The sequence below is a fragment of the Paenibacillus sp. YAE3 genome, assembly GCF_057546105.1.
This window is the reverse complement of the sequence record NZ_BAAIYF010000001.1, coordinates 271,680-288,681: the sequence shown is the minus strand read 5'-3', so window position 1 is coordinate 288,681 and position 17,002 is coordinate 271,680. Positions and strand designations below refer to the sequence as shown.

General features: G+C 48.5%; 20 protein-coding genes and 1 tRNA gene. 14 read left to right on the top strand and 7 right to left on the bottom strand.

Annotation, left to right across the window (positions count from 1 at the left end):
- The first annotated feature begins 45 nt into the window (after nt 1-45).
- Nucleotides 46-1,668 (top strand): NAD(P)H-hydrate dehydratase, encoded by a 1,623-nt coding sequence (locus tag AC27KL_RS01290; RefSeq protein WP_487168522.1) that lies wholly within the window; start codon nt 46-48, stop codon nt 1,666-1,668.
- Nucleotides 1,669-1,689: 21 nt separating this feature from the next.
- Here AC27KL_RS01290 and AC27KL_RS01285 read toward each other — a convergent pair whose 3' ends face one another.
- Nucleotides 1,690-2,163, bottom strand: coding sequence for a hypothetical protein (locus tag AC27KL_RS01285; protein WP_487168521.1), 474 nt, complete (start codon nt 2,161-2,163; stop codon nt 1,690-1,692).
- Nucleotides 2,164-2,441: 278 nt separating this feature from the next.
- Here AC27KL_RS01285 and AC27KL_RS01280 point away from each other — a divergent pair, with 278 nt between their 5' ends.
- Nucleotides 2,442-2,657: a hypothetical protein gene (locus tag AC27KL_RS01280; RefSeq protein ID WP_339323211.1), complete on the top strand. Its 216-nt coding sequence runs from the start codon at nt 2,442-2,444 to the stop codon at nt 2,655-2,657.
- 249 nt (nt 2,658-2,906) lie between these two features.
- On the opposite strand, the gene AC27KL_RS01275 is transcribed toward AC27KL_RS01280, so the two are convergent.
- Together AC27KL_RS01275 and serS are read right to left on the bottom strand one after the other, a co-directional pair.
- Complete coding sequence (locus AC27KL_RS01275) at nt 2,907-3,431, bottom strand: DUF1572 family protein (protein WP_487168520.1); 525 nt, start codon at nt 3,429-3,431, stop codon at nt 2,907-2,909.
- A 278-nt stretch (nt 3,432-3,709) separates the two neighbouring features.
- Nucleotides 3,710-5,002: a serine--tRNA ligase gene (gene serS, locus AC27KL_RS01270; protein ID WP_339323213.1), complete on the bottom strand. Its 1,293-nt coding sequence runs from the start codon at nt 5,000-5,002 to the stop codon at nt 3,710-3,712.
- A 509-nt stretch (nt 5,003-5,511) separates the two neighbouring features.
- Between serS and AC27KL_RS01265 the strand changes: the two genes are divergently transcribed.
- The gene (locus AC27KL_RS01265) at nt 5,512-5,814 is read left to right on the top strand and encodes an MTH1187 family thiamine-binding protein (protein WP_036708885.1); all 303 of its coding nucleotides are present in this window, start codon (nt 5,512-5,514) and stop codon (nt 5,812-5,814) included.
- 100 nt (nt 5,815-5,914) lie between these two features.
- A tRNA-Thr gene (locus AC27KL_RS01260) sits at nt 5,915-5,986 on the top strand.
- A 545-nt stretch (nt 5,987-6,531) separates the two neighbouring features.
- Here AC27KL_RS01260 and AC27KL_RS01255 read toward each other — a convergent pair.
- Nucleotides 6,532-7,155 carry a site-specific integrase gene (locus tag AC27KL_RS01255; RefSeq protein ID WP_487168519.1) on the bottom strand — a complete coding sequence of 208 codons (624 nt, stop codon included), beginning with the start codon at nt 7,153-7,155 and terminating at the stop codon, nt 6,532-6,534.
- A 13-nt stretch (nt 7,156-7,168) separates the two neighbouring features.
- On the opposite strand from AC27KL_RS01255, the gene AC27KL_RS01250 reads away from it, so the two are divergent.
- Together AC27KL_RS01250 and AC27KL_RS01245 are read left to right on the top strand one after the other, a co-directional pair.
- Nucleotides 7,169-7,432, top strand: a complete 264-nt coding sequence (locus tag AC27KL_RS01250) for a holin (protein WP_487168518.1) — start codon at nt 7,169-7,171, stop codon at nt 7,430-7,432.
- A gap of 150 nt (nt 7,433-7,582) precedes the next feature.
- On the top strand, nt 7,583-8,695 hold the full coding sequence (locus AC27KL_RS01245) for a hypothetical protein (RefSeq protein WP_487168517.1): 1,113 nt from the start codon (nt 7,583-7,585) through the stop codon (nt 8,693-8,695).
- Between the two features lie 146 nt (nt 8,696-8,841).
- On the opposite strand, the gene AC27KL_RS01240 is transcribed toward AC27KL_RS01245, so the two are convergent.
- Together AC27KL_RS01240 and AC27KL_RS01235 are read right to left on the bottom strand one after the other, a co-directional pair.
- Entirely contained in the window at nt 8,842-9,249 is a 408-nt protein-coding gene (locus tag AC27KL_RS01240) for a hypothetical protein (RefSeq protein ID WP_487168516.1), read from the bottom strand.
- A 63-nt stretch (nt 9,250-9,312) separates the two neighbouring features.
- Nucleotides 9,313-9,768, bottom strand: a complete 456-nt coding sequence (locus AC27KL_RS01235; protein WP_487168515.1) for a hypothetical protein — start codon at nt 9,766-9,768, stop codon at nt 9,313-9,315.
- Nucleotides 9,769-10,273: 505 nt separating this feature from the next.
- Here AC27KL_RS01235 and AC27KL_RS01230 point away from each other — a divergent pair.
- The 5 genes from AC27KL_RS01230 to atpF all read left to right on the top strand — a co-directional run bounded on the left by AC27KL_RS01230 (nt 10,274) and on the right by atpF (nt 14,016).
- Nucleotides 10,274-10,444, top strand: a complete 171-nt coding sequence (locus AC27KL_RS01230; RefSeq protein ID WP_487168514.1) for a hypothetical protein — start codon at nt 10,274-10,276, stop codon at nt 10,442-10,444.
- Nucleotides 10,425-10,610, top strand: coding sequence for a YolD-like family protein (locus AC27KL_RS01225; RefSeq protein ID WP_487168513.1), 186 nt, complete (start codon nt 10,425-10,427; stop codon nt 10,608-10,610). The genes AC27KL_RS01230 and AC27KL_RS01225 overlap by 20 nt, the downstream gene beginning before the upstream one ends.
- Nucleotides 10,611-10,813: 203 nt before the next feature.
- On the top strand, nt 10,814-11,314 hold the full coding sequence (locus AC27KL_RS01220; RefSeq protein ID WP_487168512.1) for a hypothetical protein: 501 nt from the start codon (nt 10,814-10,816) through the stop codon (nt 11,312-11,314).
- Nucleotides 11,315-11,371: 57 nt separating this feature from the next.
- Complete coding sequence (locus tag AC27KL_RS01215) at nt 11,372-13,579, top strand: hypothetical protein (protein WP_487168511.1); 2,208 nt, start codon at nt 11,372-11,374, stop codon at nt 13,577-13,579.
- Nucleotides 13,576-14,016 carry a F0F1 ATP synthase subunit B gene (gene atpF / locus AC27KL_RS01210; RefSeq protein WP_487168510.1) on the top strand — a complete coding sequence of 147 codons (441 nt, stop codon included), beginning with the start codon at nt 13,576-13,578 and terminating at the stop codon, nt 14,014-14,016. Before AC27KL_RS01215 ends, atpF begins: the two co-directional genes overlap by 4 nt.
- Before the next feature lie 70 nt (nt 14,017-14,086).
- Here atpF and AC27KL_RS01205 read toward each other — a convergent pair whose 3' ends face one another.
- Complete coding sequence (locus AC27KL_RS01205; protein WP_487168509.1) at nt 14,087-15,247, bottom strand: hypothetical protein; 1,161 nt, start codon at nt 15,245-15,247, stop codon at nt 14,087-14,089.
- 388 nt (nt 15,248-15,635) lie between these two features.
- Between AC27KL_RS01205 and AC27KL_RS01200 the strand changes: the two genes are divergently transcribed.
- The 3 genes from AC27KL_RS01200 to AC27KL_RS01190 all read left to right on the top strand — a co-directional run bounded on the left by AC27KL_RS01200 (nt 15,636) and on the right by AC27KL_RS01190 (nt 16,918).
- Nucleotides 15,636-15,848 carry a hypothetical protein gene (locus AC27KL_RS01200; RefSeq protein ID WP_036708697.1) on the top strand — a complete coding sequence of 71 codons (213 nt, stop codon included), beginning with the start codon at nt 15,636-15,638 and terminating at the stop codon, nt 15,846-15,848.
- A gap of 190 nt (nt 15,849-16,038) precedes the next feature.
- Nucleotides 16,039-16,509 carry a 2-thiouracil desulfurase family protein gene (locus tag AC27KL_RS01195; RefSeq protein WP_487168508.1) on the top strand — a complete coding sequence of 157 codons (471 nt, stop codon included), beginning with the start codon at nt 16,039-16,041 and terminating at the stop codon, nt 16,507-16,509.
- 124 nt (nt 16,510-16,633) lie between these two features.
- Nucleotides 16,634-16,918, top strand: a complete 285-nt coding sequence (locus AC27KL_RS01190) for a YolD-like family protein (RefSeq protein WP_212948815.1) — start codon at nt 16,634-16,636, stop codon at nt 16,916-16,918.
- Nucleotides 16,919-17,002 lie beyond the last annotated feature (84 nt).

The window sequence follows — 17,002 nt, the reverse complement described above, 5'->3', positions numbered from 1 at the left end:
GCGAAAATGATGGGTTCGGACCTGCTGACAAGGAGGTAGACTTGAATGCATATCGTAACTTCGGCGCAGATGCGGGAGCTCGATCGCCGCGCAATAGAGGAGATCGGCATTCCTTCCATGGCGCTGATGGAAAACGCCGGCAAGGCGATCGCGGAGGAAGTGATCCGGCTTTGCCGCGAGCGGCAGCCTGCGCGGGCAGACCGGAATGAGGCGGAAGGCATCGGCCGGCAAGCAGGAGGGCGCGGATGCATCCGGGGCGACGCCGGCCTTGCGCTGGATCAGCCGGAACGCGAGCATTGGCTGATCCTCGCCGGCAAGGGCAACAACGGCGGCGACGGTTTGGTGGCCGCGCGTCATTTGCGCGAGGCGGGCATCCGCGTGACGGTGGTCTATGCCCTGCCGCCGGAGCAGCTGCAAGGGGATGCCGCCCTGCAGCGGGACGCCGCCGCGGCCCTTGGCATCCCCTTGCTTGTCCACGGGCGCGATGCCGTGGACTATGACGGATGCACGGGCATCGTTGATGCCCTGCTCGGGACCGGCGCCCAAGGCCAGCCGCGGGGCGCGTACGCGGACATGATTGCCGCGGCGAATGCCAGCGGCAAGACCATCGTGTCGGCGGACATCCCCAGCGGGCTGGACGCCGACACGGGGGAAGTCGGCCGGCCGTGCATCGCGGCCCGGCTGACCGTTTGCCTCGCGTTCCTGAAGCGAGGCTTGACGCAGTACCCCGGCGCGGAAGCCGCCGGGGAGGTGGTGGTGCGCTCCATCGGGATCCCCTCGGAGCTGTGCGGTCAGCAGGAAGGGGGCGCCTACCTGCTGACCGAAGCGGTGCTGCGCGGCCGCTTGCGCGTAGACACGGCGCGCCGCCGCTCGCCGGACGGCCACAAAGGCACGTACGGCCACGTGCTTGTGGCGGCCGGAAGCCCGCGCATGAGCGGCGCGGGGCTGCTGTGCAGCCGGGCGGCTTTGCGCGCGGGCAGCGGCCTCGTGACCTGGGCGCTGCCTGCACCGCTGCTGACGCATATGGCCGGGGCCGCGCCGGAAATTATGCTCGCCCCCGCCGCGGACGGGGACTGGGACGAGGCTTCGGCCGAAACGGTGCTTCAGCTGGTCGCAAGCCGCAGCGTGCTAGCCATCGGCCCGGGGCTGGGGCGGTTTGAAGGAGACGGCCGCTGGCTGCGGCGCATATGGGAGCAGTCCGAGCGTCCGCTTGTCGTGGATGCCGATGCGCTGAATATGCTCGCGGACTGCAAAGACTTGCCCGTCTGGCAGGGAAGGAAGGCGGATACGGTGCTGACGCCGCATCCGGGCGAGATGGCCCGCCTGACCGGCTTGTCCGTCAAGGAGGTCCAGCGGGACCGGATCGGCGCCGCTTCGCTGTATGCGGCAACCCATCGGGTTACGCTTGTGCTCAAAGGGGCGCGCACGGTCATTGCCGGGCCGGACGGCACCGTTTATGTCAATACGACGGGCAATGCGGGCATGGCGACGGCCGGATCGGGAGACGTCCTGACGGGCATCATCGCCGGATTGTTGGCCCAGGGGCTGGACGGCGTCCAAGCGGCCGCTTACGGCGTTTACCTGCACGGACTTGCCGGCGAAGCTGCGGCCGAAAGACGCGGACACCCGTCCTCCCTGATCGCGGGCGATTTGATCGAGGCGCTTTAACCGACGGAAAACCGGCTCAACTTACAGCCAAAACATGCAAATGAGCGGAACGACAAGCGCAAACAGCGGGGTAAGCAGGGAGCGGTCGGAGAACATCCGCTTTCCCAGGAAAAAAACGAGCACCGTGCATACGCCCGCGGCCGCCCCGATGTCGCGGTAACCGTCAAACGCGGGATTAGCGGCGAACAGGCCGTAAAAAGCGCTATACGCCGCTGCCGCATACAAGGCGGCCTGCTTCATTTTGCTCAGCGGCGGCAGCACGGCGAGGATCGCATCGGACGCGATGGAGATCAGCATGGCGTAGCTGTAAACCCAAATTTCGGGCGTAATGGACATTTCGGGGTCCGCCGCGTTCCAAGGCGTTTCCGGAACGGGAAACATTCGGGAAATCAGCAGGAGCATCAGCAGCGTCAATCCCGCGGAGGCCAATTTGTTCATCGTATATTTTCCCGACTTCAGCCGGGCATGGATAAAGGAATAATCCGGTTTCATCATTCGTTTTCACCTTGCCCCATCGTCATTCTCGTCAGGATTTTGCCAATCCTCATGGTACAGCATAATCACAAGCCGCGGGAAAGGTTACAGGAGAAGTCCGGCTTTTAAGGGGGTACGGACCCCAAGCCGATTTGCGGGCAGGTGCTTGCCGCCAAAACGCTGCTCGATGTCTGTTTTTGGAACATGGAGAAGGTAGATTCTTTGGGTTGGAACATGAATTCGGGCCTGTTTTGCGGGAACGGGATCTTGGATTCGGCTGATGAAAAGGGAGTGGGTGCATGAAGAAATTCATGGCAGGCGTCGGCCTTTTTTTCGGTGCGGCGGTTGTGTTGTCTACGGTTTATCTGCTGGCGGGCGGTTTGGCGGATATAGTGCTGATCGTCGGTTTTAGTATCGTGATCGCCATGTTGGGCGTCGTGTTGTACGACCGGCATCGGGAGCTGGATGCAAGAAAAAGGGCGGAGAAACGTCGGCAAATGAACCGGAGTATGTAACACCAGGGCCTAATCCACGAAAGGATCACGGACCGATGGCGGACGATCGCTACCTCACATGGAGTAGTGTGGAATCGGACTCATCAATTCTTTGAGAATGTTTAGTCCCGGGTTCCGGGAAATCGCCGCGAAAATGGAACCGCATAGAATTCAGCCTCCCGCCCAAAAAGGCGCGGGAGGCTTTTTTCTTAAGATCCCGGGCTGTTGTTCCGGATATCTTTATTCGAAAAGGACCGGGCGGTACGAAAATCACGCTTTTTTTCTTTTCGGTGTGCTAAGCGTCTGCCATTCGTCGCCTTGAATCATTTTGGCCAGATAAATGATTTGGCCGACATGGCTTGAATAATGCGACATCTGGCGCTCGACGGCTTCAAGCACGGAATGCGGCTTCTGCTTAATATAGACGGTCCTCAGCAGGTCCTCGCCTTTGAGTTCCGAAAGCGTCCGTAAAAATACGTCCCAGCCCCGGTTCCACACGGCGAGGAGCTCTTCCCGGGACGAAAGCGTGCCTTCGAATTCCTCGTCCCGGTTGCGTCCGGGTTTTTCGCCGTCCGTCGTCAGAAAATCCGTCCATCGCGAGATCATGTGGCCGCTGATGTGTTTAACGACAACCGCGATGCTGTTGGACTCTTCGCCCGGAGCCCAATTCAGTCTGGCATCGTCCTTGATTTGGCTGATGGCCTTTTCGGCCGACGCTTTGAGCTCTTTGAATCCGGCGGTTGCGATTTGAAGATAAAGATTGGCTACATCCTGTACGTTCGAAGGAGTTTCCATCCCAACACCTCCAGCATGAATGTGAGACGTTCGCAAGCGATGACTTGTTGTTGCGTACAACCAGTATATTCCTGAAGGTCCGGCGTCTGCAACAACAGGAAAATGCTTTTGGTACCGGTCATAACCGGACAGGTCGGCTATGCACTTCATCGTTCAGGATCAAGGGCAGCCCTCGTGGGAATGCCAAAATTCCCGGCCGCATCGGGTGCAGCGCGTTGTTAGTATTGTATGAGGGGGATCCTGGTAAATGCCGGTTGAATACTTTTTCTGTCCTAAAGTTATTCCTCGGGTTCGGGTGGCGTGAGCCGCTCGATGCCGCCCATGTACGGCCGCAACGCTTGCGGGATATCTATGCTGCCGTCCGGCCGCTGATGGTTTTCGAGGAGCGGGATCAGAATGCGCGGCGAAGCGACGGCCGTGTTGTTTAGCGTATGGCAGTACTGGAGATTGCCGTCCTCGTCCCGGTAACGGATATTCGAACGCCGGGCCTGAAAATCCAGCAGGTTCGACGACGAGTGCGTTTCGCCGTAGGCGCCGCGGCTTGGCATCCACGTCTCGATATCATATTGTTTATACGTTTTTTGCGACATATCGCCGGTGCACACGGCCATCACCCGGTATGGAAGCTCCAGCATCCGTAAAATCGCTTCGGCATGGCCGGTGATCTCCTGCAAAATAGCCTCCGATACGCTAGGGTCGTTTTGGCAGAGAACGACCTGCTCGACTTTGGCAAACTGATGAACCCGGTACAGTCCACGGACGTCCCGACCCGCCGAGCCGATCTCGCGCCGGTAGCAGGCCGACATGCCTGCCAGTCGGATCGGCTGGCCCACGTCGACGATTTCGTCGCTGTAATACGACACAAGCGATACCTCCGACGTGCCGACAAGCCATTTTCCTTCGTCCGCGATCCCGAAGGTCTGATCCTGCCCAGCGGGGAAGAACCCTGTGCGGGTCAAGGCTTCCGGCCGGACCATGACCGGCACGTCCATCGGCGTAAACCCGTGCGCCGCCAAATAATCCAGCGCCAGCCGCTGCACCGCAAGGTGGAGGTAAAGGCCCGCGCCCTTCAAATAATAATTGCGCGTCCCTGCGGTTTTTACGCCCCGCGGAATGTCGAATAAATCATGCATTTCCCCGAGGGCGACATGGTCCCGCGGCTCGAAATCAAAAACCGGCGCTTCGCCGAAACGGCGAACCTCGACGTTGTCGCCGTCGTCCTTGCCGATCGGCGTATCCTCCGACACGACATTGGGAACGAGCAGAAGCAGCTCCGATACCCGGCCTTCGGCCGCCTGAAGTTCCGTTTCGAGGGCGCCCAGCGTTTCGTTCATGTCTTTCACCTGTGCCATCAGCGGTTCTGCTGCCCCCCGGTTCCCTTGCTTCATGAGGGGAGCGACTTCCTTGCTCAGCTCGTTTCGCCGGGCCCGGATCGCTTCCGTTTGCCGGAGAAGTTCCTTTCGTTTGGCATCCCACGCGAGCAGCTCCTCCACCTGAAAGGGGATGTTTTTGTGGATGGCCGTTTGCTGCACCCGCTTTTGATTGTTGCGGATAAATTGCATGCTTAACATGATTTTGACAGCTCCTTTGTCCGAAAAAATACAAAAAGCGCCCTCATCCTTTGGGACGAGGAGCGCTTGCTCGCGGTGCCACCCAAATTGACCGGTTTGACGCTGCATTCAGCGGCAGGGACCGATCCCCTTGGTTCCGCGGTAACGGACGGAAAGCCGTTAACTTAGAGAGCAACATATGTTATTGCTCCGGTCGAAAACGCCTCGCAGTTGGATGCTGGTCATCGGCATAATATCGGTGTTCAATTCTTGCCGCTAAGTATAGCGTAATCCGTTTTCCCGCGCAATATGCATTTGCTGCTTGCATTAAATCAAATGCGCGAATCCCGTTACAGGCGGTGACATTCCTAACCGGTACGCCGTTTCGGGTGAAGGGCGCCTCGTATAGCTTCGCACACGGTCAATCGATGTTTCGGTGGCTTTGCTATCTTTTCCGGAGTTGGATACAATAGGGGGAGATGAACGGGCCCGATTCAGGTTGCCCGAGCAAAGGACAGGGAGGCAAAAACATGGCGATTGCGGAAGTGACGGTCATTCCCATCGGAACGGCGACGACCAGCCTGAGCGCTTACGTGGCCGATATGCAAAAGGTGTTGGCGAATCAGCAGGGCATCAGTTATCAATTAACGTCGATGAGCACGATTATCGAGGGTTCGCTTGAGGACGTATGGAAAGCCATTGCGGCGCTTCATGAAGCTCCGTTCCTTGCGGGAGCGCAGCGGGTATCCACATCGGTCAAAATCGACGACCGGCGCGACAAACCCTCCTCGAGCGCGCAGAAGCTGCAATCGGTGCGGGCGAAGCTGCAATAGCGCCTCCTAAATTTTTTTAGGAAAAACTATTGCATTTCCCCGGAAAAGCTGTATAATAGTTTATGTTTCGTTTGATTATTTGAATGAAACGCCTTGTTAAGCTGGTGTAGCTCAGGGGTAGAGCAACGCACTCGTAATGCGTAGGTCGGGGGTTCAATTCCCTTCACCAGCATCCTTATGAAGCCTTACAGGACGCGGGATTCCGAATTTCGGAAACCGCGTCTTTTTTGTTCTGGTTGACGATTTTCTACCCTTTATTCGAGTAAAGTGGGATCATCGGTATCTAATCGCTTACCGGTGATGGAATCGCCAATGTTTTTCAAGACTGATTCCTGGAGATTGGGGAGGACGTGCGAGTATGTGTCCAAAGTGACCTTAATGGAACTATGCCCGAGCCGTTCCTGAACGATTTTAGGGTGTATTCCAGCTTTGAGCAGCAATGTCGCATGAGGTATGTCTTAAATCGTGAAAGCGGATCTTAGGGAAGTCAGGTTGTTCTTTTACATTAGTATCCAATATCTTGTAATAATGACGCATCAGATTACGTGAGCCAAGTGGGGTCCCGACACTAGTTTGAATGACGAGCCCAGGATCGTTATACAGGGGATTGGCCTCGCGTTCACGCTCCTGTCGCTAAAGTGAGCTTCCAGGAGCTTCACCGTGTCAGCAAACAGCGCGATAGAACGCACGCTGCTGTCATTCTTGGTATCATCAAAATCATGGCCGACTTCGGCCAAAGTGTAGGCGGACGGACACCGTCTTTGTATACAAATCAACATCCACACGTCGTAAAGCCAGAATTTCGCTTTGACGCATCCCTGTCGATGCTGCGAGCTCAAACGCCATATAATATTGGTCCTTGGCTGCTGTATCAAGGAATAATTTGAGCTGTGCTTCATTCCAAACTTCGAATTTTTTCTTCTTACCCTGCAGAAGTTCTACAAATTGAGCGACATTCTGAGATATTAATCCCCAAGTTACAGCACGATTTAGTGCATCTAAAATAATAACATGTGCTTTTTTTATGGATCCAACAAATAATTTTTTGAACAGAGTTTTATGATAAAAGTCATGAAGTTGTTGTGGCCGTAATTTGGCCACTTTCACATTCCCCAGATAGGGGATAATATGTGCATGAACCAGCCAGTCATATGATTTCCAGGTGCCATGTTTTACCGAAGTCTTTTTGCCTTCCAACCAAGATTCCATAATCTCTCCAAAGGTTTTCTTCGTAGGTTCTACAAAAGTTCGCGGCTCACCAGTTTGGAGACTCTGCCGGGAAAACTCATTACCATAACCTTGCGAATTACCTGCGGCGCGCAGAGAGGGGAATTTTATCATGTAAAATCAAGTATTGGATAGCGTTTTGACGTTTGCGTCGGTGCTGGCCGTGTTTGTGCTGGCGCTGGTCCAGCTGGTTAAGAGCACTGTCAACGTGCCGAAAAACATCGTGCCGGTGATCGGGCTGGTGGTAGGTCTGGTTGTTGGCGCCGCGGCATTTCCGTTTACGGACTTGGATCTGGTGCTCCGGCTTTGGGCCGGGGGTATTGCCGGCTTGTCGGCCACGGGGCTGTTTGAGCTCGCGTTTAATAAGCGAAACGGTGGAACGAAGGAATAAAGCGAAGACCCTGCTGGCTACGTGCTGGCAGGGTCTTTTTATGTTTATACCTGGCCAATACAGCGAATTAATTTTCATACCATTATTTACCTAGTTGATTTTCAGTTTGTAAGTTATAATTTGATCCAAAATAATTATGGAGCGATTGAAATGAAGAAATTACTATTCTTTAGTTTTGCTATCATATTGGTTTTTTTTACGGGAGCGACACCAACGCTTGCAAAGTTCAATACAAAAGAATACATAAAGCTTGGTGCTCCTAATGAGCAATATGGGTATCCCCAAGGAATGACGGCTGCTGGCAAAGAGCTGTATGTCATGGACAGCATTGTAATTCGTAAGTGGGATGGTAAAAGATTCAGTGATTACTTTGACCTGAAGAAGTTGGGGCCGGATTTAAAAGCTTATGGCCTTCAAGACCCAGAGACGATACACTCGTTCAGACTGGCTCAAATGCAGGTGTATAAGAATGAATTGTATGTCAGCGGCCTGATGTTCCTCAATCTCGAGAATAAGAAAATGACCTACCGGGACAGCCTGGTGAATGGGTATACCTACAACGTCGTGTTTAAAGTGACCGGCGGGAAGGCAAAGCTTCTGCAGGTGAATCACGCCAAGATAAACATTGGGTTTACACCTTTTGATGTGTTCGAAACGGAAGACGGCCGGCCAGGCGACCTGTACGAGTGGGGTAAATACACGCTCTACGACTACGCCAAGTACACGCCATATCCGCACTTTACATTCTACAAAGACGATATGATTTTGGTGCAGCGGGTATTTACTAAAGATGAAGCGGAGAAGACGCCGCTTAACCAAGTGATAAGCTTGGGCAAGAAAACCGAAGTCTTATACGAATGGCGAGGCAGCGTGCTTCCAAGTCAATTTGGGGATTGCAATGCACTGAAGTGTGGCAAATACCGAATCCCAGTTCGGGACGGCGATATGCTCACACTTTATGATGGGGAGTCTGGCGTTCATAAGATTGACCTAAAGACCAAGAAGTCTGAGGACTTATTTATGCCTGAAGAATTTCTTCTGGAACGCCCGTACTGGACGGGCAAAGAAGTTTACTTCCTCAATGACTTCGCTGTATTCTTTATGAAAGAAGAAGATAAAGAGTTTGCTTTCTATGGTAAATATGCGGAAGAGTTTGATTTCTCCGGGGATATTGCAGGCTATGCTGTGACTGATACCAATATCTACATTTTAAACTTCGACACCCGGACTATTCATAAGTACGACATCCGCTCTATCTCATAACATATAGGTAGAAATCGACCGAAAAAATTTTAATTTTTCGCAAGTATTGCAGGAAGCACTCAAAAGACGATTGGGCATTAAGGATTACCCTTCTGCTAAGTAATAAGTTAACAAATGTAATACACCGCCCGTGTTGGGCGGTTTTTTTATTTGACATTGAATTTGGTAAAGACCGGATCGCGCAGCATGCCCGACTTGGTCCAGTTTCGCATTTTTACCTGAGCTCGGATCAGCGGCTCAATGTACACAAAATTCCGGTCCTCCCCTGAAACAATTCCCTTGCTTACCCCGTAAAACGCTCTTTTTTCTTTCGGCCCTGGCCCATGCTCAATTATCCCGGTCGGGCGCAGCCTTCCGGACCCATCCAGAACAGCAGTCAGCCATCCGAATTCTTCTTTACGATATCCCATGATATGGTGCCGCGTATAAAGCCGAATTACACCGTTTTTTTGTGAAAATACTAAACGGTGCCCGTCTACTTTTGGTTCAAAGATGTAATCTGAATTTGAAAACGGGCCAGGTGTTGTTGCTAATAACATCGGGCTGATAAACAAATAAACCACCTCAACTGTAATTATAGCGTTCCTAATTATGCTGAGGTGGCGGTAAGTTATGGATTAGAACTTTTGTATTCCCTGAAGTTTATCAAACAATATTTCTTGTGCTCTTTGTGCTAGAGCACCCGGTTTTCGTTTTTGACCAAATCCAAATATTTCGTCTCTAAGTGTTACGGGACTACTATACTCGTTAAATATCATCCAATTCTTTAATACGATTAACGCATCGCAGGCTTGATGAGGTTCCCAAGACGAAGTCCTTATTACTCTTAGACACTCGAGAAAAAGGAAAAAATAATCTCGTGGTGGGTATGTAGTGTAATAATCCTTGAGTTGTTCCCACTGTAATGGAATAGGTGATTTAGTCATATCAAGCCCTGGTTTTATCAAACGGGGATAATTCAACTCTGAGACTTGTTCTATAGCTTGTTCTAAACTATCCCCCCTGTTAAGTCTGGCTATTAAAAATTCAAGAATGGTAACTACTTTTTCTCTGCTAATTGCTCCCTTTTCCATAGGAATCCCCCTTGTCGTAATCAGTTTTTAAGGCGTCTGTTAGATACTATAAGTTATCGTAAATGGAATTTGTACCATTTTTAGCAATTTTACCGATGACATCAAAGTCGTCAGTTTTATCAGGAGGAAATTTATATTGATTATCGAACGTATGTTCGTATATAATTAAGAACGGTTGCTCTTATCATTACATAAATAGGAGGCGAGGAGGAGTGTTATCGGACGCAGAGCGTAAAATACTCCGGATCCTTTTCAACTATTCCAGCGGCCGGCGGCGGCTCCCGTCAATGCATGAGCTGACGATCAAAGCAGGTCGATCTAAGCAAGACGTTACCAGGGCGCTGTTGTCACTCGAAAAGCAGAGTCTCATTGAGTGCGGAAATAAAAGTTACGTCGAGTCAATCCTGATCATAAAAGGATGGGAAGACGAAGACAAGAAGAAGCCTAAGTGATCGACATCGAGCAATATCGATTACTGGACTCAATATTAAGGGGAGGGTACCGCATGGCAAAGAAACTGGAAGGGAACGGACTATTCGAATCATCCCGCATGATACTGCCGGAACACCGGGAAGCGTACAACCAATATATGATCCATAAAGACCCGCGCCCGAAGCCGGTAATCGAACGAGCAAGAGTGGCAGTAGATCGGCCAGGTGCTGCAGGATTCGTTTAACCTGAATGTACGGGCGACGCTGGACCTGTATCACCCGTATGAGGATAGGCAGGCGAGTGGGTTTGTGACCGTCATTAATGTTTTTCGAAAAGAGATCAAACTTTGGATAGCCCAAGATGAGTGGGAATGGATTAAATTTGCTGATATAATTTCGGCAAGTACATAAAAAATTTATGGAGTAAAGAAGGATAAACTAAAGCATCGTCGAATAGGATTTCCATATTCTAACTAATTTAAAAAGTAATTTTTGAAATTCCCGGAAAATTCATTGTCAATTTTAAATTGATTGTTATATAATACTTTAATGGTGCATATAATTACTTATTTTGGGCATTATAATACAATGTTAAATACACGGAGAGTGTGATTATGGACAATAAAAACCTAATTGCATATTCAAAGGTTCATGAGTACCTTCTCGGTAAATTACCAAGTACCAATTCTTATGATGATCGTATCATAGCGCAGAAAATTGGTTATTTGGTACAAGATACTGGTATTTACCTTGGGGAAATGAATTTTTTTTGGCATAAAAGGGGTCCATATTCACGCTCATTAGCGTCTGCCTTAAGATATTTCGAAAAAAACAGAGATATATTTGAAGAAGAGTGTATGTTTGTCAAACTTAATAAATTCGTGATACCTAAATTGGATCATTTAAAAAGAATTATTTCTAACAGATCTGAATCGTGTCCCGTAATGTTTTGGTTAGAAATTTGTGCTTCATTGAAATTCCTAAGCAATGATATGGGAACAAAGGATATTAATTTATTATCAGCTGCTCTAATTAAGAAAAAACCTTTTTTGAAACAGTTCGAATCCGAATTTTATAAAAGTTGGAATTTGTTAAATGATAGAGTGTTTATTTAAGGGTTTTACATGTAAAATACATGTAAAACCCTTTTTTTTATGGAAGGTGGTCATTTTATGTCTGCAACTGTAGATTATGGTTTTACTGCATGTAGTAAAAGACTAGATAAGTGGCTTGAAGAATCTAAAGAAGTATTAGGTAAAGAAGGACTGAACGAAACAGAAACAAGGAATAAAATCATTGACCCGTTGTTTAAGAATGTTATGGGCTGGGACGAAAAGAATATTGATAGAGAAGGACACTTAAATCATATTGGTTACTTCGATTATCAGTTTAGCTGTGGTAATAATAAATTTATCCTCGAGGCAAAAAAAGAAACTGTACAGTTTATTATGCCAAAATCAACTTCAATAAAGTTAAAGTCGTTAAAAGATAAATTAGCAGATTTTAAAAATGCTATAGAGCAGGCAATTGACTATGCTGTACCCAAAAAAATAAATACAGTTGTAGTTTCTAATGGATCTCAAATTGCATTAACATACATCCCTTTTCTTAAACTATCCTGTAATGATACATATCTTTTTCACGATCACCATAAGATTCGAGATAATTTTAGCATTTTTTGGAATTTGTTTTCACCACATCAAGACATCGATACAGAGCTGAAGGAGCTACTTGAAAAAAATCAAGACAAGTTAATAAGAAATAGGCCACCTTTTGCTCAGAAAGTAAACCATCAGCAGACAAACCCTGAAGAAGTTGTGGAATATAATAATCTATCAAACTATCTCGCTTCATTACATGATAAGTATTTCACAGAGATTATTGATGATTGGGACTTGTTGAAAAAATGCTACTGTGATTATGAAGGTGCCAAACAATATGAAAGGAATATTGAATTCGTTTTAAAAGATAGGGCTCCACGTATTAGTCGTGTTCTTGAAGAAGTGACAGATATGGATGACGACTACGCAATTCAAGAAGGAGAAAAAAAAGAAGTTATCGATATTAAGACAAAAAAAAGATCTGCAGATATATTCGATAACCGTTTTACGCAAAGCAGAAATAAATCAAAGATGTTTCTATTAGTAGGAGGAGCAGGCGTTGGCAAAACTACATTCATACACAGATTCTTCAATTTTATTTTGTCAGAAGAAGACAGGGAATCAACGGTTTGGGTGTATTTGGATTGCAAGGAGTGCTCCAACGATACGGATATCGATAGGTTTATATACCAAAAAATAGAAGACCAACTGTATGAAAAATATAATGAACTAGGGATTTTTGAATCTCCTGAGGTTTTGTTAAAAGTATTCACTGATGATATTAATAAAAATAAGTCGATTTTAGCGCTATTACCAGAAGATAAAAGAAATGAAAAAATGGCTGAAATAATAAGTAATATTGTTTCTAATGATAAAGAATCTTATGTAAAAAGAATTTTTGAATATGTCCAGAAAACTGGTTATAGTACTTGTGTTGTGTACGATAACGTCGATCAGTTAGATCCCGATCTCCAAAAAAAGTTATTTCAGCACGGTAATGTTATTAGAGAACGATTCAGAACCACTGTAATACTGTCTTTAAGAGAGGAGGTTTATTACCAGCACGAACATGATAAATCCTTTAATTTTGTTGAATGTGATGTGTTTCATGTTCCTGCGCCTAAGGTCTATTCAGTATTATCCAAACGATTAAAAACTGCAAAAGAAAGCCTGTCTGAAGAAGACATTCTATTCGGCGTTAAAACATCCAGAGGTCTATCGATAGAAGTCAAGAAACTGGATATATTAGAAGTGCTTTCGCAAACTTTTATGGGAGATGACGCAAACATCTTGTTGTTAGAGATGTTGTCAAATAAAGATATACGGGAATCTCTAAGACTTTTCAAAAAAATTGTTTCTTCACCGAATGTTAATTATGATAATCTCTTGACTGCAGCAGGGATTAGCTCAATCAAAGGAATTAGTGATAAAAGAATCCCGTATGGTGACCTTTTAAGAGGATTAGCATTAGATAATCGATATCATTATTTAAGTTCTAAATCAAAATTAATGAATATTTTCGATATAAATAATGATGGTTTCTATTCACACTTCACAAAACTAAGGATATTAGCATATGCTCAGTCAAATTTGTCATTGACGATTTCTACCCTTCCAAAGGGATTCTTTAAGTTAGAAAGTATGTACCACGAAGTATTTATTTACTATGTGGAAATTTATGGTACGCTAGAAACATCTCTAGGCGAACCGGCACCATGTTATGACGCATTGCATGTCGATGAGATCAGAACTTTGGCTGCAAAGGAGCGGAAACGATGAATTTTTTCAGTGCAACATCCCTGCCTTCGATGGTGATGTCCCTCATTGCGTTTTTGGTTTTATATTTTTTGTTAAGCAAGTATGCATTTGGACCGTTGTTTAAGGTTATGGAGCAAAGGGAGGCCCGCACGAAACAACATCTGGAGTCGGCTGAACAGCTTCGGGAGGAGATGCAGAGGCTTGAAGCCGAAAGAAACGCGGTGCTGCAGTCCGCGGTGCAGGATGCGAATAACGCCGTACAGTGTACGATCCGTGAAAGCTTGGCGAAAGCGGAGCAGGTCATCAAGGAAGCTAGGGACGAGTCGGATCGGCATGTGGCAGAGGCGCTGGCGGAGCTGGAGCTGGAAAAACGAAAAGCGGTGGAAGCCATCCAAGGGGAGACGCAGGATCTTTCGAAGCAAATCGTGCAGAAGCTTATTCCCGACCGGATTCATTGAACTATATTACATGAAAAAAACGCAGACCAGCGGTAATGATCCCGAAGGTTCTGCGTTTTTGTTTTTGGAATTATTTCGTTTTCTGCACCGTAGAAACACTCATCAGAATGGCGTTGGTGGTTCCGCCGCCGATATTGTCAAACGAGAACAGAGAGGTTGGAAGCCCGACCATCGTGACCTCATCGCCTTCCAGGATGTCGCCGGTGGAGTTCATGTATAGGCCGACAAAGGAATTGTCGTTTTCATCCCCTACATGGATGATGGCGATCGTTCCGATCTCCGTTTCTTCCTCCTCGATATCGATGACCGGTCCGCTTACCTGCACCATTTTATCCAAATACGGGTTGATGTTTTTGAACAGATGACGTGACGTGACGCTGGCATCCACCGAAGATTTGGCGGCTTTTTTGCTTTCTGCCGTCAAGGCAGGGAACAGGTCTTTATGGCTCACTATGTAGTTATAAGTCTTTTCGGTCATTTGGCCGGTATTATCGGTTATCGACGGAATAATTTGAGCCATCATGTCAGCCAATTGCGTTTGTCCTGCATTTGCTGCGGCGTTAGCTTGGCCGGTGGACGTTTTCCCCGTGTCGGCAGCAGCGAAGGCTTTGCTGCTTAATTTGAAGGAATCGACCATTTTCTGTACTGTTTCTTTGCCGCCGTTTTCATAGGATTCCTTGGTATAAGAAATGCTGAGCGTATAGGTAGAGCTGCCCGTCGGAACGATGTATTGCGTCAAAACGACTGGAACTCCCGATTGCGCCTGCGTATATTCGCCCACCAAAATTCCGCTGTTATTGGCCCCGTCGGTATAGCTGATTTTTTTGAAATCCTTGATGGCATTTGCCAGCGCACCGCCTTCATATTGGGCAACGACCATATCGGCGTTTTCTTTGGCCGTAAACGTGGAATTGTCGGCGGCAACATTCACATTATCCGCAAAGGCGGACTTCGGCGCGGGATCTGCATAGGCTGCTTTGATCGCAGGCTGGTTAAGCTGGGACAAATCGTAGGCTTGCCAGGAAGCCGGGTACGAAAAAGCGAATTCTTCGGTTTCGGCGGTAGCCAGTTTTTGATCTTCCGATTCTTTCGGGGTTTCTTTCGGCGTTTCCTTAGGCGCTTCTTGGGTGGCGGTCGTCTTCGGTTCCTCGGCTGCTTTTTCCTTCTCTTTGGAGCTGCAAGCAGTCATTACGAGGCACAGGGACAACAATAATACGATTGATTTCTTCAAAGTGTTTCCATCCTTTTGTCGTACCCGTCGGCTGGGAGATTGGCTTTCATCGTCCTGTAGGAAGCATAAGCTCAATGCATCGATTGGCTTGTTCGTCACCTCCCGGCTTGCTGCGGCTTGAAAAATAGTGAGTCTAACGGACTACTGATCATTTTAAGATATTCGACATTCTTTTGACTTATTTTACGGGGCAGATAATCGTTGGTTTCAATAAAACGACAATTTACCGCCTGAAATGATTGTAAATGGAATTTTAATGATATTAAATAAACATTTTGGACATAGTTCCTTCCTCCCGTTTTCCCTTTCTCCGTCCCGTGTATATAAGAAGTGAAGGAACGGGGAATACTTCCATGATATGGAGCGAATTTCTGGAGGTGGAGGCATTTTGAGCGAAAGCAGCATTACAATTCATTTTGTCGGCGGGGAGTCATTGAATATCATTTCGGGCGACGTTCCGGGAATCATTGCACGGCTGAAAAGCGAGGAATGGGTTGTCCTGAACGAACATCACGTCAAAACATCGAGCATTTCCTTTTTCAGCGTATACGAGCCGGGGTTCGAGAGAAAAAGCGACAAGACGATTCCGGGGAGCGGCTGATCCTTTTATAGGATCGAAGAGGCGTTCTACGCACGGCTCAACCCGGGCAAAGCGCGGTTCACGAAAGTGGGCTCAGCGCTTTTTTTGTTGCTGTCGGTCCCGGGCCTGCCTGGTGCGCTCAGAAAGCAATTTGTTGAACCTGACCATTGAGGCCGTTCGTCTTGTATAATGAAGTTAAGGAGTGATTGGTATGATCGTAGTCAGTTCCTGCCTGGCAGGATTGAAAGTGAGATATAACGGAACGGACTGCCTGGATGAAACGATTGGGCGTCTGGTCGAGGAAAAAAAGGCGGTCACGGTTTGCCCGGAGCTGATGGGCGGATTCGCGACGCCGCGGGAGCCGGCCGAAATTCAAGGCGGAACCGGTGCCGACGTGCTGGACGGACAAGCCCGGGTCATCGAAAAATCCGGCAGGGACGTCAGCGAGATGTACGTCAAGGGCGCTTATGCGGCGCTGAATGTGATACGCGGATTGGGTGCCCGCCTGGTCGTGTTGAAAGAATACAGTCCTTCCTGCGGCAGCTTGATGATCTATGACGGCAAGTTTGAAAACCGCAAAGTGGCGGGAAGCGGAGTGACGGCCGCGCTGCTGCAGCGGGAAGGCATCGAGGTCATTTCGGAAGAGCAGTTTCTTGAACGCTTGCGGCTCCGCGGCGAATGACGCGAATGCATTTTCGGTGGCGGAGTCTGACTTTGCCGGGAGTTATTTCACATTGCCAAAAGGGAATGTTTTGGGGTATAATAGGAACATCTGTTCTTATTTGATTAACGGGAGATGATGATAGATGAACAAACCGCATCCATCCGCTTTGATGACGCCGGAGCCGGAACGCAAGGAGGCATCCCGCCCGGAGAAGGAGCATCAGGATTGGGCAAGCATCGAACGCGAGCTTACGCATTCGCTCGAAGCGCACGTCAAAATCGGCATGACGGTCGACACGCCGAACGGAAGCCGCCAGCTGCGCGGTTTTGTGACCGTCGTCAATACATATTTGAAGGAAATCAAACTGCGCGAGGAAGATGACTGGCAGTGGATCCGGTTCGAGGATATCCGGGCCGTGCACGTCTAAACTTTCAAATACGGCCAGATCAGCTCCCCTCCCAGACCAAAGTCCAGGGAGCGACTAGTCTCAGGCTCGGCGCGAGAGTCGCCT

What these genes read in the sequence shown, in the direction of transcription:
- AC27KL_RS01265 (WP_036708885.1), top strand. Translation starts at nt 5,512, where the DNA reads ATGGCGATTGCGGAAGTGACGGTCATTCCCATCGGAACGGCGACGACC.
- AC27KL_RS01255 (WP_487168519.1), bottom strand. Translation starts at nt 7,155, where the DNA reads ATGATAAAATTCCCCTCTCTGCGCGCCGCAGGTAATTCGCAAGGTTAT.
- AC27KL_RS01230 (WP_487168514.1), top strand. Translation starts at nt 10,274, where the DNA reads ATGGCAAAGAAACTGGAAGGGAACGGACTATTCGAATCATCCCGCATG.
- AC27KL_RS01285 (WP_487168521.1), bottom strand. Translation starts at nt 2,163, where the DNA reads ATGATGAAACCGGATTATTCCTTTATCCATGCCCGGCTGAAGTCGGGA.
- atpF (WP_487168510.1), top strand. Translation starts at nt 13,576, where the DNA reads ATGAATTTTTTCAGTGCAACATCCCTGCCTTCGATGGTGATGTCCCTC.
- AC27KL_RS01195 (WP_487168508.1), top strand. Translation starts at nt 16,039, where the DNA reads ATGATCGTAGTCAGTTCCTGCCTGGCAGGATTGAAAGTGAGATATAAC.
- serS (WP_339323213.1), bottom strand. Translation starts at nt 5,002, where the DNA reads ATGTTAAGCATGCAATTTATCCGCAACAATCAAAAGCGGGTGCAGCAA.
- AC27KL_RS01275 (WP_487168520.1), bottom strand. Translation starts at nt 3,431, where the DNA reads ATGGAAACTCCTTCGAACGTACAGGATGTAGCCAATCTTTATCTTCAA.
- AC27KL_RS01290 (WP_487168522.1), top strand. Translation starts at nt 46, where the DNA reads ATGCATATCGTAACTTCGGCGCAGATGCGGGAGCTCGATCGCCGCGCA.
- AC27KL_RS01280 (WP_339323211.1), top strand. Translation starts at nt 2,442, where the DNA reads ATGAAGAAATTCATGGCAGGCGTCGGCCTTTTTTTCGGTGCGGCGGTT.
- AC27KL_RS01235 (WP_487168515.1), bottom strand. Translation starts at nt 9,768, where the DNA reads ATGGAAAAGGGAGCAATTAGCAGAGAAAAAGTAGTTACCATTCTTGAA.
- AC27KL_RS01190 (WP_212948815.1), top strand. Translation starts at nt 16,634, where the DNA reads ATGAACAAACCGCATCCATCCGCTTTGATGACGCCGGAGCCGGAACGC.
- AC27KL_RS01220 (WP_487168512.1), top strand. Translation starts at nt 10,814, where the DNA reads ATGGACAATAAAAACCTAATTGCATATTCAAAGGTTCATGAGTACCTT.
- AC27KL_RS01215 (WP_487168511.1), top strand. Translation starts at nt 11,372, where the DNA reads ATGTCTGCAACTGTAGATTATGGTTTTACTGCATGTAGTAAAAGACTA.
- AC27KL_RS01245 (WP_487168517.1), top strand. Translation starts at nt 7,583, where the DNA reads ATGAAGAAATTACTATTCTTTAGTTTTGCTATCATATTGGTTTTTTTT.